The following is a 14,159-nucleotide window of genomic DNA, read 5'->3' on the forward strand; positions in this document are numbered from 1 at the left end:
CTCATCGCTACAACGTGCAGGAAATCTCCGACAAGTTCGCCCAGAAATTTCGCCCTCTGAAAACGCTTCCCTCGTAGAGCATCCTCAGAAGGCAGCATCAATTCGATCTACTTTGACCTTTACAAACTGCCCATTGAGAGACGGATATTCGTAGTGAATTTCCTGGTCCGGAAATTCAACAAACGATCTGAAGACACCTCCATCCAAATACCCATAAAGAAAACACGAAAAACCATCGCCCAACATTTCAATCATGACATCGGTTTTTTGGGCAGCTACAACGAATTCGCCGTCAGGAAGAACCATCTCAAGCTCAACATCGCAATATGCTCCCTGCTCAATTTTTTCGGGACAATAGCTCGCAAAACATTTAACAATCGTGCCGTTAACGAGCAGCACGACCTCTTCTTCAACCACCTCGCCAACCGAGAGGACAAGTGCACGTTCTACTTTACTCATTCGAGGGCCTCACGACTTTATCGTATGGATCACCGTTTATTGCTCTCCAAAAATCCTTCCCGCTCTTTGTATGCAAAGTCGTAATTTCATGATTATTGTTTGTTCCAACAAAAGCAAACTTGGCATCACCTCTACGATTATTACCCATTAGCTGCAAATAACCCGCTCGAATCTCACCCTGATATTTGTATTCCACTCGAGTGCCATGATTCATAACGTCACGAGCGATAAGCAAGTACTCTTCTTTATTCGTTGCCCCAAACTCTGCACCATGTTTTTCATAATGCCCATCAAGCTTTCCCTCGCTTCCAAAATCTTGTGGGCGCGACTTCGGTAATGGAGCTGTTGGCTCGCCCTCATCAACCGCTGCGCCACCCACATCATCCGGCGCCTTACAACCCGGCTTGTTCGGTGGCGGACAATTTCCGCTCAGTCCCAGCGGGTCAATCCACCCCGTCGGATTCGGGGTGTACTGGTAGCCGTTTAGCCCGCCCGCCAATTTGATCGGGTCGGGTGTCAGGTAGCGGCCGATGTCCGGATTGTAGTAGCGATGGCGGTTGTAGTGCAGGCCGCTTTCGGCGTCGAAGTACTGCCCCTGAAAGCGCAGCGGCTGTTCAAGCTGTTCTTCGCCAAAGTGCTTCAGGCTGGCGAGTTTTCCGTAAGCCTTGTAGGTCGCCGACCAGACGATCTCGCCGCTGTAATCCGTCAGTTCCTGCGGGGTGCCGAGGTGGTCGAGTTGGTAGTAGAACGGGCAGGCCTTGCGTGGGCCTTTGCCGTCGAGCATGGCCAGGGGGCGAAAGCTGCCGGGTTCGTAGAGGTAGCTGCGGTAGTGTTCTTTGCTGCTTTCGGCGACGAGGTTGTCGCCTTGCCAGAAGAACTCGGTGGTGTGGCCGTCGACGGTTTTGGCGATGCGCCGACCGAAAGCGTCATAGCGGTAGCTGGCGGTTTTGCCATCCGGCAGCGTGATGCCGATCAACCGGTGCTGGCAGTCGTAGCGGTATTCGGTGACGAGTTTCTGCCCGGTACCGCGGCGCTCAAAGATCAGGTTGCCGAAGGCGTCGTAGTCGTAATGGCGGTCGCCCTGCAGCAGCAGGCGGTTGCCTTTGATCGTCGCCAGGCCCGGGCGATCGTGCATTTGCAGGTTGCCGGCCGGGTCGTGTTCAAAGCTTTGCGTCGGTTCGCCGCGGGCATGGCGTACGCGGGTCAGGCGGTTGAGCGCGTCGTAGTAATAGCTGCGCTGACCGTGGCGGCTGTCCGCGATGGCGGCCAGGTTGCCGTTGACCGCATAGCTGTAGTGGCGCATGTACAGCGGTCGGTCTGACTGGTTGACCGCGTGGGCGTGCAACCGGCCCTGTTCGTCATAGTGATACTGGCTAAGCAGTTGGCCTTGCTGGCGTTGCTGCTCGCGTCCTGCGTCAAAGATGTGCGTGGTCAGCCGCGTGCCGTTGAGATCGATGGCCGTCAGCGCCCCGCCCTTGGCGTGGTGGTAATCGAGGGTGCTGTTGTCCGGCAGTCGCAGGCGATTGAGCTGGCCGCAGGCGTCGTAGCCAAAGCGCAAGGTGCCCCAGCCCTGGTGTTCGGTGATCAGCCGATCTTGCTGGTCATACTCGAACTCCAACGGGTGGTCATGACCGTCATCGACGCTGACCAGTCGGCCAAGGCCGTCATAGCGGTACTCGACGTTGACGCCATCGGGCAGGGTCTTGACCAGCAACCGTCCTGCCGTATCGCGCTGGTAGGTGGTGATCAGCGTTGAGCCATCGTCGCCGAACTCGGTTTTCTCCAGCAGATGGCCATTGAGGTCGTAGGAATAGGCAGTACGGCGGCCGTCGAAACCGGTTTCCTGTCGGATCAGGCCATTGAACGTGTAGTCCAGCTGATATTTTTCGCCGGATTCGTTCTCGATTTCTGTCAGCAACAACAGCGCGTTGTCGTAGCGATAACGCAGTTGCGTGCCGTCGGCATTGATCCGACGGCTGACCAGATGCGAATCATCGGCGTATTCGTAGTGCGTGACCTGACCCAGCTCATCACGTTCGGCGGTGATTTTTCCGTAGGCGTTGTAGCTGAAGGCGCGGCTGGCGCCGGTGGGAAGTGTTGTCTGAATCAGTCGCCCGACGGCATCCCATTGGTAGCGAGTGACGGCACCATGTTCGTCCTGCCGGGTAATCTGCCGACCCAAAGCATCGTAGGAAAAACGACGCTGGCCACCGTCTGGCAACGTTTCTTCGAGCAGTTGCCCCAAGCCGTTCCAGACGAACACATGCCGACTGGTGTCCGGATAACGGATCGACAGCAGCCGCCCCCGAGGGTCGTAGTGGTAATGCGTGACATGCCCGTCGGGATCGGTCGCTTCAGTGACATCGCCCTGAGCATTGCGTCGATATTTCCACACGGCCTTGCCGCGATACCGCGCATGCAGGAAGCCGTCGCGGTATTCGTAGGCCGTCGGCTCGTCTTCCGGTGGAATCAGCGCGACAAGCCGTCCGGCCTCGTCGTAACGGTATTCAGTGACGGCCCCCAGCGGATCCTGCTCGGCAATCAGCCGCCCCTTGTCATCGTAGGCCTTGAGATGTTCGCCCCCCTCCAGGTCGACCTTGCGCACCAGCCGCGCCCGATCGTCATGGACGTAAACCTCTTCGCTGCCATCGATATTCAGGACAGTGACACCGCCCTGGTCATCCCAGACGTACTGCGCATCCATCTGCGAAAACGACGCCCAGTGCCGAATGCACCTGGCAGCCTTGCCGGACCTTCCCCACTCCCAGAAAAAGCTCGCGCCACCGGCCAATTGCCGCTGCAAAATGACGTGCTGAGCGTCGTAGTCGTAGCGCTCGCTTTCGCCCACGGCGTTGGTCGCTTCGATCAGTTGATCGCGTTCGTCGTAGCGATAACTGACCAGTGTCTGCTCGGTATGCCAGGCCTCGTCGAGGGTTGGGGCAGGGACAAAGCGCTGGTAATCGACGGCGATCAAATGACTGCGGTCATAACGCAACAGCAACGCGCGACCCACGCCGTTGTCGAGGCGTTTGATGCGTTCCTGACGGTCGCGGGTGATGCGCAATCGGTTGTCGTAACCGTCACTGATTGTTGTCAGCCGACCGTTATGAAAGTGATAAAAACGCGCGTCGCCGCCGGCCTGGGCGAGGATCAGTTCCTCGGGCTCATCACCCAGATAAATCGCCGCCCGCGACAGACTGTTATGGATCGCCGGGCGCTCGACGTTCGGTAACGGGAATGCCGTACGACGGTTTTCGTGGTCGATCCAGATGACGTTGTCGCCGTCGATATCCAGGCGATGCGCCAGCGAATGGCTCCAGCCAAAGCCCAGTCCGCTATCGATCTCGGCGGCGCTGGTGCGATAGAGCCGGGTGAAGTCGAACGGCAGAATCCCGTCCAGCGAACCATCGACCAGGGTCAGCAGTTCTTCGCCGGTGACCATCGACACCGGGCATTTGTTGGTGGCGGTTTTATCTGCCGAATCGGCGCTGTCGCCGTTGGGGTTTTTCGCCTGCGCCGGGACATCCACGTGAGGTTCGTGTTTATTCAGCGTGGAGTTCTTGCGGCCATTCCAGCGCAGTTGCATCCGACCTTTTTTCAGACCCGCCACGACACCCCGTGCGGCGATTTTTTTGTAGCGGTCGACGTAGTCCATGAAGCTGTCGATGATCTTGAACATCGCAGCGACGAAGCGCAGGGCGGCGTCGACGATGTATTGGCCGTAGCGCATCAGCCGCACCGACAGATAGGCGATGCCCACCCCGAAAAAGCTCAGCACGATGCCAATCAGCAGATCGATCACCAGCTCGACCACTGCCTTCGAAACTGCCTCTGCCGTGGTTCCGGCCATCTGACTCGGCGGCAACGCTTCCAGCCACAGACTCGCAGTGCGTAACAACAAACACAGCGCCGCTTCGTCACTGGCCAGCAGCAGGGCTTTTTCCATCAGTTCCGGCGACTTTTGCGCCAGATCGGCCAGGGCCGCACCGCTGCCACCGAGCCTTTCGGCAAACTTCGCTGGGTCCTTGAGGATGTCGCCAATCAGGCCAATGCTGTCCCAAACACCCTCGATAGCCGCCCAACTTCCGGCGAGCATTCCATTGCCCACCGCCGCCAGCGATGCCGACGCCGACTGCTGCGACCACTGCGGTTTTAACCCTTCCCACTCGCTGCGCAGCCAGCGTTCCAGGTCCTTGGTCAACCCACCGTAAGCGTCAAAAAGCTCATCGAGTTGCTCCGGCGTCACTTCGCTCTGGACATGAACCCGATAGAACTTCCCGGCGGTCCCCTTAAACGTCCCTTCGCCGTTTTCATCCAGCAGGACCGGTGTCTTTTCACCGCCCTCCACGGCAATCACATCAACCTGAATATTCCCCAAGGGAACGTCGTAGACCGATTCGAACTTGCTCTCGATCTGCAACAGGCCGCCGGCCGGGCACTGCGCCACACTGGAGATGAAATCGTCATCGCCGCTGCTCACCGCGGAGGTCATGCTGCCGAACTTGATCAGCCGTTCCATGCCCATCAGCGACGGCAGGTCAGTAGCGTGGCTAACCTTGTCGGCGGCCTTGATGAACCAGTGGTTGAGTTGTTCGCGGTAGAGGCTGAGGGTGTCTTTGAAACTGTCGAGTTCCTGCTCGATGCGTACGATCTGCTCCATCAGTTCAGCTCCGCCATCAGGAACTCCACCAAGGCAGTTTTCGGTGCTTGAGGCAGGTCAGGTGCGTCAAGAAAGATCGCGACTTTGTGCCGTAAAACGCTTTCGGAAAACGCTTCGTACAGGTCCGGGCGATCGTCGCTCAGCCACGTCAGCAGGTTGTTGATTCGGGTGGCGGCAGACTGCACCGCGAGTTGTTCCAATAGCGCGCCGGGAATCTCCCACCATGGAAAAACCCTCGATGTTTTCAGTGCACAGCCACCGATTTCCAGAGCCCGGCCATTGATCAGACAGCGCCCGATCGGCGGCATCAGTTGAGCGACATCAATCTGCTCAGACTGAAGAATCGGCAGCAAGTAACGTCCGTCCCAGAAGCGGAAAAACACTGCGTTACCGTTGGGTAACAGGGCTTGCGTAAGGCTGCACAGATGGTCGACCAAAGCCTCTTGAGGAGCAGAAGACACCGCCAGCCAGCCCCAGTCGTGAGACTCCGTTGTGGCGGCCCATTCCAGAAACTCACTGCCCGCCTCGACGATGCCGACATAGGGCATCACCGGTCCCCACTCGGCGTAAACGGTGTCAGCCCAGATGGGGCTCGGTGCTTGCGCAGTGATCGAGCGTTGCCAGGCTTGAAGGGGCTCGGCAGAGCTGGCATTGCCGAACACCGCAAACAGCTGCTCGGAAGGTTTCAGCGGATGGCGCTCCAGCCAGGCACGAGGTGACAAGGCATCAGGCTGCACAGACACCCTCCTTGCAGCGTTCGCATTCTTCGCAGAACGGTGCGTCGCTTTTCAGGCTCAGAATCTGCGCGGCACTCAGCAGCGCAGCTGGCGCTGCGGCGAGTTTCAATGGAACGTCCGGTAACCTTGGTGCGGCAGCCATCGCCGCCATCCGCGCGCCACCCAGCTGAATCGGCACACTGCTGAAGATCCCGGCAGCGCTGATGTTGATCCACTGCCCGCCCGCCTGAATGGTCGCGCTGGCACCACCGTCGATGACCACTTGCTGTCCGGCGCTGACATGGAATTGCTGACTGGCATTGAGCGCCTGACTGGTCACCCGAATGTGCCGGTCGCCGACCACCACCAGGTGATCGTCCTGCTTCACTTCGGTTTGGCGCTGACCGTGGGTAATGCGCTGTTCATCAGCCTTCAGTTCATGCCGATCGAGACCCGCGACCACCACACTTCGCTGGTTGCCCACTTGCGTGTGCAGGTCGTGCAATACGTGCCGGGTCCAGTCGCGCTGGGCCCGCAGATAGATCTCCTCGGCGCCCTTGCGGTCTTCAACGCGCAGCTCGTTGTAACCGCCACCACCGGGACTGCTCTGGCTGCGAAAAATGCTGCGCGTTTTTTCCGCCGGCAGATCGAGCGGCACCGGGTTGGCACCATTCGACAGGCACGCCATGACCAAGGGTTTGTCCGGGTCGGCATCGACAAACCCGACCAACACTTCCATTCCAACACGCGGGATCAGCGCACTGCCGTAACCGTCATGAGCCCAGCCACTGGCGACTCGCAGCCAACAGCTGGAATGCTCGTTCAGTTGCCCCTCGCGGTCCCAGGCGAACTGCACCTTGACCCGTCCGAACTCGTCGCAATGGATTTCGCTGTCGGTCGGCCCAGTGACGACTGCGTTCTGGTAACCCGGTATTCGCTGCTTGTTATCGGCCAATGGCGGACGAAACGGTACGTCCCACGGCGTCGCCAGAAAGGTATTGCGATACCCCTGAAAACCACCGCTGCCAGCTGACTCTTCCAGCACTTGCGGCTGCCGGCCGTGGTGCTGAATTTCTGTCAGTAGCCACAGGTCATTCCATTCTGTGCGCGGGTGCTCGGCGATCTTCAGAAAATGGCCGGTGAGCAACGCCGATTGATCACTGCGACCTTCAGCCTGACGGAAATCCGCGCCATGGCGCTCCAGCACCCGTTGCGCCAGGTGTTTGCCGTGGTCGCGATCGGTGAACTGACCGGGGTAGCGGTAATCCTCCAACACCGAGCGCTGCTTGCTTTCGACAGTGCTTTGCAGCAACAGGCCGGGTTTGTGGAAGTCGTAGTCGCGACGGGTGACTGCGGTGGTGCGGGTTTCCAGGCGGACGTTGAAGCGCTTGATCGCGGGTTGGTCGGCGGTCATTCCACTGCCTGGCAGATAAAGGGTCGGCTGCACCAGCTTGGGGAAAAACGTCTGATCGTCACCGAACACCAACAGGTGCCCATTCGGGTTGTGCTGGAAGTGGTAATGAATGCCGATCTCGGCGCAGAGACGCTGAATGAACGCCAGATCACTCTCGGCGAATTGCACGCAGTACTCGCGCCGGGGGTATTTGCTATCGAGCCGAAAGTCGAACGCATCCCCCAGAATGCCGTGATCCTTGAGCACCAGAGCGATGATCTCGGGAACGCTTTTATGCTGGAAGATTCGTTGGTTGATGCGTTGATCGAGATCGGTCAGGCGCGGCACCAGACTGATCTGGTAGCGGGTCAGACGCTTGCCGGAATCGCCTTGGGCGACACGATGCACCTGGCCATGAATACCGGAACCCTGTGCATCGAAACGGAGAAAGGCCTGACGATGCAGGAAGCTTTCAAGGTCGAGGTCCGGGTGTTCACTGACCAGTTCCAGGTCAAAACGATAGGGTTGGCTGATGGCTTCCTTGCCCGTGAACTCAAGCACTTTGAGCTCATTCTGGACGCCGTCGAGAGTCAACGTGAAACGCGGTTGATGGGCAGACGTGAGCATCCGATGCCTCTGAAGCAGAATGAAGGCGGGCGATTCTGCATGAGCGACAAGGGGGGGAGATCGAGGGTCAGAAAAATCAGATTTGCCCTGATTTTTTAGAGAGTTTTCCTTCAGATATCGGGATTAATAACTACAGACATTCCTGTAGGACGGGCTGTAGCAACGCCTCCTTAAACCGGCGAACGAAAAAACGGCCCGCATCCATAAGGCTGCGAGCCGTTTTTATTCAGCGAAGGATTAGAGCATCAGCTCATCCGATCACTTGTTCAGGTGGAAATCTTTTTCCGCCGCGGCGAAACGCTGCAGCATACCGGCCGACGGCTCACCCATTTTGCTGACCAGCAAAATAGCGAGGCTGGCGAAGATGAAGCCCGGGATGATTTCGTACAGCCCCAGCAGATTGAAGTGCTTCCAGACGATCACGGTGAGCGCACCCACCACGATGCCGGCGAGTGCGCCGTTACGGGTCATGCCTTTCCACAGTACCGAGATCAGTACCACCGGACCGAACGCCGCACCGAAGCCGGCCCAAGCGTAGCTGACCAGACCCAGCACACGGTTTTCCGGGTTGGCAGCCAATGCGATGGCGATCAGTGCAACGGCCAGAACCATGGCGCGGCCGACCCAGACCAGTTCAACCTGAGAAGCGTTTTTACGCAGGAAGGATTTGTAGAAGTCTTCGGTCAGGGCACTCGAGCACACCAGCAACTGGCAGCTCAGGGTGCTCATCACGGCAGCCAGAATGGCCGACAGCAACACACCGGCGACCCATGGGTTGAACAGGATCTTGGCCAGTTCGATAAACACGCGCTCGTGGTTTTCACTCACGGGCATCGCCACGGCCGGGTTCGCCGAGAAGTAAGCGATACCGAAGAAGCCCACCGCCACGGTGCCGCCCAGGCACAGGATCATCCAGGTCATGGAGATGCGACGGGCGTTGGCAATCGACTTGACCGAATCCGCCGCCATGAAGCGCGCCAGGATGTGCGGCTGACCGAAGTAGCCCAGCCCCCAGCCCATCAGCGAAATGATGCCGATGAAGCTGGTGTTTTTCAGCATGTCGAAGTTGCCTGGATCTTGCGCTTCGATGRCCAGGAACGTGGTGTCGATACCACCAGTAGCCAGCAACACGATGATCGGTGTCAGCAACAGGGCGAAGATCATCAGCGTGGCTTGTACGGTGTCAGTCCAGCTCACCGCCAGGAAACCACCGACAAAGGTGTAGGCAATCGTCGCCGCAGCGCCGGCCCACAATGCAGTTTCGTAGGACATGCCGAAGGTGCTTTCAAACAGACGGGCACCGGCCACGATGCCAGAGGCGCAATAAATGGTGAAGAACACCAGGATCACCACAGCAGAGATGATCCGCAGCAAGCCGCTCTTGTCTTCAAAACGGCTGGAGAAGTAATCCGGCAGCGTCAGCGCATCGCCGTTGTGTTCGGTCTGCACGCGCAGACGACCGGCCACGAACAGCCAGTTCAGGTACGCCCCGACGATCAGGCCGATGGCGATCCAGCTTTCCGACAGACCCGACATGTAGATGGCGCCCGGCAGGCCCATCAACAACCAGCCGCTCATGTCGGAGGCACCCGCGGAAAGCGCGGTCACGACGCTGCCCAGGCTGCGGCCACCCAGAATGTAGTCAGAAAGGTTGTTGGTGGAGCGATAGGCCATGAAGCCGATCAGCACCATGGCTGCGATGTAGATCACGAACGTGATCAAGGTTGGATTGCTTGCACTCATTGAGTTACGCCCTGGCTTTGTTTTTATGTAGCGGCGGTCTGCTGAACCGCCGCCAAACAATGACGTTTGAGAGACGATCAGGGCATCCGCGCATTTATGACTGATGTTTCCCCAGGAAAGCCATCAGCCGATGAACCGCATCAATGGCGGTTGCACCTTGGTGCGCGAATGCTATTCAACAAAGCAAATAAGGTGCAACCTGTTTTTGGGAATAAGTTGCACCTGACACGTAATTTCTTTTAAACCCGGTTTTTTGCTCCTTTTCGGAGCAAGAACCTTTGGCGACTACCGTAAAAAGCACCAAGCAGGAGCGAGGCTTCCATACCGGAATTTATTTCCTGACAAGCTGCCGATTATTCCGACAAAAAAAGGGTTGCACCCGGTTGCACCTCTTTCGGCGCACGGCTAATCTTGCCGCCAGCTGATGCCACGCAGTCGTGGCAAACATGAGGATAAAAATATGGCTACCACCACCCTTGGGGTCAAACTCGATGACCCGACCCGCGAGCGCCTCAAAGCTGCCGCGACCTCGATTGATCGCACGCCGCATTGGCTGATCAAACAGGCGATTTTCAATTACCTGGAAAAACTCGAGGGTGGTGCAACCCTGACCGAGCTGAGCGGCTTGACCCGCTCCGAAGCCGATGATGGTGCCGAGGTCCACGTCGATCACGCCCATCAGTGCTTCCTCGAATTCGCTGAAAGCATCCTCCCGCAATCGGTACTGCGCGCCTCGATCACCGCCGCCTACCGTCGTCCGGAGCCGGAAGTGGTACCGATGCTGCTGGAGCAGGCGCGCCTGCCGGCACCAATGGCCGAAGCCACTAACAAGCTTGCAGCCTCGATTGCCGAAAAACTGCGCAATCAGAAGAGCGCCGGCGGCCGTGCAGGTATTGTTCAGGGCCTGTTGCAGGAGTTTTCCCTGTCGTCCCAGGAAGGCGTGGCGCTGATGTGTCTGGCCGAAGCGCTGCTGCGCATCCCGGACAAAGGCACTCGCGATGCACTGATCCGCGACAAGATCAGCACCGGTAACTGGCAGCCACACCTGGGCAATAGCCCGTCGCTGTTCGTCAACGCTGCCACCTGGGGTCTGTTGCTGACCGGCAAACTGGTCGCCACCCACAACGAAGCAGGCCTGACTTCGTCCCTGAGCCGGATCATCGGCAAAAGCGGCGAGCCGATGATCCGCAAGGGCGTCGACATGGCCATGCGCCTGATGGGCGAGCAGTTCGTTACCGGCGAAACCATCGCCGAAGCCCTGGCCAACGCCAGCAAGTTCGAAGCCAAAGGCTTCCGCTATTCCTACGACATGCTCGGTGAAGCCGCACTGACCGAACACGACGCGCAGAAATACCTCGCATCCTACGAGCAAGCCATCCACTCGATTGGCAAGGCTTCCCACGGTCGTGGCATTTATGAAGGCCCGGGCATCTCGATCAAGCTCTCGGCGCTGCACCCGCGTTACAGCCGTGCCCAGTACGAACGCGTGATGGACGAGCTGTACCCGCGCCTGCTGTCGCTGACCTTGCTGGCCAAGCAATACGACATCGGCCTGAACATCGACGCCGAAGAAGCCGACCGCCTCGAGCTGTCGCTGGATCTGCTCGAACGCCTGTGCTTCGAACCGCAACTGACCGGCTGGAACGGTATCGGTTTCGTGATCCAGGCCTACCAGAAGCGTTGCCCGTACGTGATCGACTACGTGATCGACCTGGCTCGCCGCAGCCGTCACCGCCTGATGATCCGCCTGGTGAAAGGCGCCTACTGGGACAGCGAAATCAAGCGCGCCCAAGTCGAAGGCCTGGAAGGCTATCCGGTCTACACCCGCAAGGTGTACACCGACGTTTCCTACATCGCCTGCGCACGCAAACTGCTCTCGGTGCCGGAAGTCATCTACCCGCAGTTCGCCACGCACAACGCCCACACCCTGTCGGCGATTTATCACATTGCCGGTCAGAACTATTACCCCGGCCAGTACGAGTTCCAGTGCCTGCACGGCATGGGCGAACCGCTCTACGAACAGGTTGTAGGCAAGGTCTCCGAAGGCAAACTGAACCGTCCGTGCCGCGTGTACGCACCGGTCGGCACTCACGAAACACTGTTGGCGTACCTGGTACGTCGCCTGCTGGAAAACGGTGCGAACACTTCGTTCGTCAACCGTATCGCCGACCAGTCGATCTCGATTCAGGAGCTGGTAGCCGATCCAGTGAGCAGCATCGAGCAGATGGCGACGCTGGAAGGCGGCTTCGGTCTGCCGCACCCGCGTATTCCGCTGCCACGTGACCTGTACGGTAGCGAGCGTGCCAACTCCAGCGGCATCGACCTGGCCAACGAACATCGCCTGGCATCGCTGTCCTGCGCCCTGTTGGCCACCGCGCACAACAACTGGAAAGCCGCGCCGATGCTTGGCTGTGCTTCCAGCGCTGAAACCCCGGCACCGGTGTTGAATCCGTCGGATCTGCGAGACGTGGTCGGTCATGTGCAAGAAGCCACCGTCACCGACGTCGACAACGCCATCCAGTGCGCACTGAACGCTGCTCCGATCTGGCAGGCCACCCCGCCCGCCGAGCGCGCCGCAATTCTCGAACGTGCCGCCGATTTGATGGAAAGCGAGATTCAGCCGCTGATGGGCCTGCTGGCTCGCGAAGCCGGCAAGACCTTTGCCAACGCCATTGCCGAAGTGCGTGAAGCCGTGGACTTCCTGCGTTACTACGCGGTGCAGGCGCGCAATGATTTCACCAACGACGCCCACCGCCCATTGGGTCCGGTGGTGTGCATCAGCCCGTGGAACTTCCCGCTGGCCATTTTCAGCGGCCAAGTCGCCGCCGCACTGGCCGCCGGCAACCCGGTACTGGCCAAACCGGCTGAGCAAACACCGCTGGTCGCCGCTCAAGCCGTACGCATATTGCTCGAAGCCGGGATTCCGGAAGGCGTGCTGCAACTGCTGCCGGGCCGTGGCGAAACCGTCGGTGCCCGCCTGGTTGGCGACGACCGGGTCAAAGGCGTGATGTTCACTGGCTCCACCGAAGTTGCGCGTTTGCTGCAACGCAACGTCGCCGGTCGCCTGGATACCCAGGGCCGTCCGATTCCGCTGATCGCCGAAACCGGCGGCCAGAACGCGATGATCGTCGACTCCTCGGCACTGACCGAACAAGTGGTCATTGACGTGGTGTCCTCGGCCTTCGACAGCGCCGGCCAACGCTGCTCGGCACTGCGCGTGCTGTGCTTGCAGGAAGATTCCGCCGACCGCGTGATCGAAATGCTCAAGGGCGCCATGGCGGAATGCCGCCTCGGCAACCCTGAGCGCCTGTCCGTGGACATCGGCCCGGTGATCGACGCCGAAGCGAAAGCAGGCATCGAGAAACACATCCAGGCCATGCGTGACAAAGGTCGCAACGTCTACCAGGTCGCCATCGCCGACATGGAAGAATGCAAGCGCGGCATGTTCGTCATGCCAACCCTGATCGAGCTGGAAAGCTTCGACGAGTTGCAGCGGGAGATCTTCGGCCCGGTGCTGCACGTAGTGCGCTACAAGCGCAAAGACATCGATCAACTGATCGGGCAGATCAATGCTTCCGGCTACGGCCTGACGCTGGGCGTACACACGCGTATCGACGAAACCATCGCCAAGGTGATCGACAACGTCAACGCCGGTAACGTCTACGTCAACCGCAACATCGTCGGTGCCGTGGTCGGTGTGCAACCGTTCGGTGGTGAAGGCCTGTCGGGTACCGGCCCGAAAGCCGGTGGACCGTTGTACCTGTACCGCTTGCTGTCGACGCGGCCTACCGACGCGATCGAACAGTCCTTCGCTCGCGGCGATGCCATCAGCGCGCCGGACGTTCGTCTGCGTGACGCCATGAGCAAACCGCTGACCGCCCTGCAAACCTGGGCCGACAGCAATAAGTTGGCCGAACTGAGCGCGTTGTGTGCACAGTTCGCCACGCAATCGCAAAGCGGGATTACCCGCACGCTGAGCGGCCCGACAGGCGAGCGCAACAGCTACGCCATCCTGCCGCGTGAACACGTGCTGTGCCTGGCGGAAGTCGAAGGCGATCTGTTGAGTCAACTGGCTGCAGTACTGGCCGTGGGTGGCTCGGCGGTGTGGCCGGAAACCGATACCAGCAAGGCCGTGTTCGCTCGGCTGCCGAAGGAAATTCAGGCACGCATCCAGCGGGTTCCCGAGTGGGCCAAGGACGACGTGGTATTTGATGCCGTTCTGCATCACGGCGACTCGGACCAGTTGCGCGCGGTCTGCCAGCAAGTGGCCAAGCGTGCCGGCGCGATCGTCGGGGTTCAGGGTCTGTCGCAAGGCGAAACCAACATTGCGCTGGAGCGCCTGGTGATCGAGCGTGCATTGAGCGTCAACACCGCTGCAGCGGGTGGTAATGCCAGCTTGATGACCATCGGTTAAACCGCAATACGACCGGGTGCCTGCAATGGGCGCCCGGTATGCAAATCCCTGTGGGAGCGAGCCTGCTCGCGATAGCGGTCTGTCAGTCACATCTTCTTTGGATGTGCAGCCGCCATCGCGAGCAGGCTCGCTCCCACAGTTGCTTTG

General features: G+C 59.3%; 6 protein-coding genes. 1 reads left to right on the top strand and 5 read right to left on the bottom strand.

Going from position 1 to position 14,159, the window contains the following annotated elements; all coding sequences use genetic code 11:
- Window positions 1-84: 84 nt before the first annotated feature.
- The 5 genes from AC1DIH_RS01870 to putP all read right to left on the bottom strand — a co-directional run bounded on the left by AC1DIH_RS01870 (window position 85) and on the right by putP (window position 9,598).
- Window positions 85-459 carry a hypothetical protein gene (locus tag AC1DIH_RS01870; RefSeq protein WP_477770381.1) on the bottom strand — a complete coding sequence of 125 codons (375 nt, stop codon included), beginning with the start codon at window positions 457-459 and terminating at the stop codon, window positions 85-87.
- Window positions 452-5,119, bottom strand: coding sequence for an RHS repeat-associated core domain-containing protein (locus tag AC1DIH_RS01875; RefSeq protein WP_477770382.1), 4,668 nt, complete (start codon window positions 5,117-5,119; stop codon window positions 452-454). The genes AC1DIH_RS01870 and AC1DIH_RS01875 overlap by 8 nt, the downstream gene beginning before the upstream one ends.
- Window positions 5,119-5,856 carry a DUF4123 domain-containing protein gene (locus AC1DIH_RS01880; protein WP_477770383.1) on the bottom strand — a complete coding sequence of 246 codons (738 nt, stop codon included), beginning with the start codon at window positions 5,854-5,856 and terminating at the stop codon, window positions 5,119-5,121. Before AC1DIH_RS01880 ends, AC1DIH_RS01875 begins: the two co-directional genes overlap by 1 nt.
- Window positions 5,846-7,855 (bottom strand): type VI secretion system Vgr family protein, encoded by a 2,010-nt coding sequence (locus AC1DIH_RS01885; RefSeq protein WP_477770384.1) that lies wholly within the window; start codon window positions 7,853-7,855, stop codon window positions 5,846-5,848. The genes AC1DIH_RS01880 and AC1DIH_RS01885 overlap by 11 nt, the downstream gene beginning before the upstream one ends.
- 258 nt (window positions 7,856-8,113) lie before the next feature.
- The gene (gene putP / locus AC1DIH_RS01890; protein ID WP_477770385.1) at window positions 8,114-9,598 is read right to left on the bottom strand and encodes a sodium/proline symporter PutP; all 1,485 of its coding nucleotides are present in this window, start codon (window positions 9,596-9,598) and stop codon (window positions 8,114-8,116) included.
- A 460-nt stretch (window positions 9,599-10,058) separates the two neighbouring features.
- Here putP and putA point away from each other — a divergent pair, with 460 nt between their 5' ends.
- On the top strand, window positions 10,059-14,012 hold the full coding sequence (putA, locus tag AC1DIH_RS01895; RefSeq protein WP_477770386.1) for a trifunctional transcriptional regulator/proline dehydrogenase/L-glutamate gamma-semialdehyde dehydrogenase: 3,954 nt from the start codon (window positions 10,059-10,061) through the stop codon (window positions 14,010-14,012).
- Window positions 14,013-14,159 lie beyond the last annotated feature (147 nt).

This window comes from Pseudomonas sp. 05N36 (assembly GCF_056397385.1).

Bases quoted from the DNA above. Each gene is read 5' to 3' on its own strand.
- AC1DIH_RS01885 (WP_477770384.1), bottom strand. From the start codon at position 7,855: ATGCTCACGTCTGCCCATCAACCGCGTTTCACGTTGACTCTCGACGGC.
- putA (WP_477770386.1), top strand. From the start codon at position 10,059: ATGGCTACCACCACCCTTGGGGTCAAACTCGATGACCCGACCCGCGAG.
- AC1DIH_RS01875 (WP_477770382.1), bottom strand. From the start codon at position 5,119: ATGGAGCAGATCGTACGCATCGAGCAGGAACTCGACAGTTTCAAAGAC.
- AC1DIH_RS01870 (WP_477770381.1), bottom strand. From the start codon at position 459: ATGAGTAAAGTAGAACGTGCACTTGTCCTCTCGGTTGGCGAGGTGGTT.